This window comes from Amycolatopsis sp. NPDC003676 (genome assembly GCF_053587275.1).
The window spans coordinates 1-3,085 of sequence record NZ_JBSFNS010000227.1; the positions used below are offsets into that span (position 1 = coordinate 1).

Annotated in this window: 2 protein-coding genes and 1 pseudogene; 2 read left to right on the forward strand and 1 reads right to left on the reverse strand. The window is 68.4% G+C overall.

From position 1 onward, the window contains the following. Positions 1-77 precede the first annotated feature (77 nt). A pseudogene (locus ACWDNU_RS44990) lies at positions 78-362 on the reverse strand (LysE family translocator); the annotation flags it as partial. A 67-nt stretch (positions 363-429) separates the two neighbouring features. Here ACWDNU_RS44990 and ACWDNU_RS44995 point away from each other — a divergent pair. Together ACWDNU_RS44995 and ACWDNU_RS45000 are read left to right on the forward strand one after the other, a co-directional pair. Beyond that, a complete protein-coding gene (locus ACWDNU_RS44995; protein WP_355271066.1) occupies positions 430-1,434 on the forward strand; it encodes an Rpn family recombination-promoting nuclease/putative transposase in 1,005 nt (334 codons plus the stop codon). Positions 1,435-1,518: 84 nt separating this feature from the next. Beyond that, positions 1,519-3,085 (forward strand): helicase-related protein (locus tag ACWDNU_RS45000; protein ID WP_449673352.1); only part of this gene is annotated, 1,567 nt, incomplete at its 3' end.

The following is a 3,085-nucleotide window of genomic DNA, read 5'->3' on the forward strand; positions in this document are numbered from 1 at the left end:
ATGGGCATCAATCAGGCGTTTCGCCGGTGCAAGTGTCCTTTGTGGACGGGCAGCTGACTGAAGCAACGCAGCTTAGGAACCCCCAGCGCCCCCTTGTCGCGGAACGTACTCCACGCCATGTACAGCAGATACGCGACACCGAGATACTTCAATGTCTGAAACGCGATCGCGCTGGTGTGCAAGACCGCCGCCAGCCCGGTCACGGCGGCGATCATGTGCGGCACGATGCCGAGCGTGCACCCGAACGCGGCGATCACACTCGCCCGCACTCCACGCGCCAGCCCGGCGGCGAGCGTGAACAGCACCCCGGTCCCCGGCGTAGCGACGATGACGAGCGTGGTCAGAACGAACTCGATGCTCATCTCCCGCAGGGTAACCGCCCGACCCACATCGAGGAAGACCCTTTCCGCGCGAGCGTATGGTGTGCCGGTGACCGGGCGCCGAGACAACCCACACGACAGCTTGTTTCGCGGCATCATGGGCGAGCCGGCCTATGCGGCCTCCGAATTGCGTTCGGTGCTACCTGAACCTCTATCGGCCTGGCTGGATTGGTCGACGCTGCGCAAAGGGCCCGCGGACTACGTCACCGAGGAGATGCGGGTTCGGTTCGGTGACTTGCTGTTCGAGATCGACAGCCGAGATGGTGCGGCGCTGATCTATGTGGCGATGGAGCATCAGAGCAGCAGCGACGAGCTGATGCCGTTCCGGATGCTCGAGTACCTGACGCAGATCTGGGCACGCCATCTGCGCATGACCAAACCGCGACCGCGACGGCTGCCCGTCATCATTCCGCTGGTTGTGCACATCGGCTCACAGGGAGCCCGGTGGTGTCACTCGACGCAGTTCGCCGACCTTTTCCAGCTCCCGCCAGGCGTCGCCGACGTGGTGGGTGACTATCTGCCGCGATTCCGGTTCATGCTCGACGACGTCACCGCGCTCGATGCGGCCGAACTGGCGGAGCGTCCGCTGGTCCCGGAGGTGCGGCTGATGCTGAACGTCATGAAGGCTGCCCCGAACAACTCCGGATTGGACAGCGCACTCGCCCAATGGACCGAGGACCTGGCGGAGGTCGCCGAGGGTGCGGACGCTTTTCGGGTACTGAATCTGCTGGTTCGCTACATTATGCTGGTCGGTGAGACCGAAGAGAAGGCGTTGACGCCGCTGTTCGATGGGTTCGGGCCGGAAGCGAAGGAGGCGCTCGTGACTGCTGCTGATCGGCTTCGTGCCGAGGGGGAGTTGCGTGGGCGTGCCGAGGGTGAGGCTCGGGGAGAGGTTCGGGGCGTCGTCAAGACGTTGTTGAATCAGCTTCAGCTCAAGTTCGGTGGTGTGCCTGCTGCTGTTGTCGAGACCGTTCGGGCTGCTGATCCCGAGGATCTGAATCGGTGGGCTGGGCAGATTCTTACCGCGGACTCGATCGAGGAAACGCTCCGCTGATCTTCGGCGCACCGGCGGGGTCCGGTGGTGGGCTGGTCGGGTGGGTGCTGGACGGGGCGGTGCGGGTCGGCAGACTGGTGGGTGATGAAGCTGCCTGAGTTGCCCGAGCTGCCGGTGCGGTCTGCGCTGGGGGAGATCGTCGAGACGCTGGTCGGGCGTGGGGTGGCGGTGCTGGTCGCGCCGCCGGGGACCGGGAAGACGACGCTGGTGCCGTTGGCGTTGGCGGCGGGGACCGAGGGGAAGGTGGTCGTGGCCGAGCCGCGGCGGCTGGCTGCGCGGGCCGCGGCGGCGCGGATGGCGGCGTTGCTCGGGGAGAAGGTGGGGGAGAGCGTCGGGTATTCCGTGCGCGGGGATCGGAAGGTCGGGGCGCGGACGCGGATCGAGGTGGTGACCTCCGGGCTGCTGGTGCGGCGGTTGCAGAGTGATCCCGAGTTGGACGGTGTCGGCACCGTGGTGCTCGACGAATGCCATGAGCGGCACCTGGACGCCGACCTGTTGCTCGCCCTGTTGCTCGACGCCCGATCCGGACTACGGCCTGACCTGCGGGTGCTCGCCACCTCGGCAACGGTCGCGGCCGGACGCCTCGCGGCATTGCTCGGTGCGGGGGATGCCGTGCCCGAGCCGGTCGCATCATCCGCGACGAGTGAAGTGGCTTTGCTCGACTGCGGCCCGGCGACTTCAGAGGTCTGGACTGGAGATGGCTCCGTGGCACCGGGCTCCGTGGCATCGGGGTCCGCGTCCGATGGTGCGGCGGCGGTGGTCGCGGCTGCTGGAGGTGCGGCGGCTCCGGTGGGCGCGCCCGATGGTGGTGTGGTGCAGCCGGTGGGCGCGCCCGATGGTGGTGTGGTGCAGCCGGTGGACGCGCCCAATGGTGGTGCGGTGGTCTCTTCTGTCGCAGCCGATGACGGCCCGGCGACTCCGGTCGTGGTGCCGGGCGATGACTCGGCCCCGCGTGTTCGGCCCGAGGCGGATGCGTCCGACCGCGGTGCGATGGCCCGGGTGAGCGCTGAACGCGGTGGGATGGCGCCGGTGGTGGAGGTGCGTGGGCGGGCATATCCGGTGGCGGTCGGCTATGTTCCGGCGCTGGCTCGGGAGCGGGTCGAGGCGCACGTGGCGCGGGTTACTCGGCGGGCGCTGGCCGAGACCGAGGGGGATGTGCTGGTGTTTCTGCCCGGGGTCGGTGAGATCAATCGGACCGCGGGGTTGTTGCGGGATCTCGACGGGGTCGACGTGGTGCCGCTGCACGGGCGATTGGGTAGCGCGGTGCAGGATGTCGCGTTGCGGCAGGGGGCGCGGCGGCGCGTCGTATTGTCCACGGCGGTGGCGGAATCCAGCCTGACTGTGCCCGGTGTTCGTGCGGTCGTGGACTCCGGCTTGTCGCGGGTGCCCCGCATTGATCATCGGCGTGGCCTGTCCGGCCTTGCAACCGTGCGTGTTTCGGCTGCGGTCGCCGAGCAGCGGGCGGGGCGTGCCGGTCGTGAAGCGCCAGGTCACGCCTGGCGGTGCTGGCCCGAATACGAGCATCAGACCCTGCCCGCCTACCCCGAACCCGAGATCCGCACCGCCGAACTCACCCGCCTAGCACTGGAATTGGCGTGCTGGGGCACTCCCGGCGGCACCGGCCTCGCCTGGTGGGACGCCCCGCCGGAAG